Origin of the sequence: Shigella sp. FC1967, assembly GCF_001743005.1 — a bacterium.
Taxonomy (GTDB): domain Bacteria; phylum Pseudomonadota; class Gammaproteobacteria; order Enterobacterales; family Enterobacteriaceae; genus Proteus.
Genome location: NZ_MIIZ01000468.1, coordinates 1 through 213, shown reverse-complemented (window position 1 = coordinate 213; position 213 = coordinate 1). Strand labels below are relative to the sequence as shown.

At 48.8% G+C, this 213-nt stretch carries 1 pseudogene; it reads left to right on the top strand.

From position 1 onward, the window contains the following. Window positions 1–213 (top strand): annotated as a pseudogene (locus tag BHE89_RS04065) (RNA-guided endonuclease TnpB family protein); the annotation flags it as partial.

Sequence of the window (213 nt, the reverse complement as noted above, 5' to 3'; positions counted from 1 at the left end):
AGCGCAACCGGAAAATACTATGCGTCACTACTCTGTGATGACGGGGTAGAAGCACCGGCAAAGCCAACATTGATATCAAATATCACGGGGCGTTGATGTGGGGCTGAGTCATTACGCCATCAAATCAGACGGCAATAAGATTGCTAATCCGCGCCACCTTATCAATGCCAGCCGTCACCTACGATCGAAAACAAAAAGCCTTATCTCGCAAGC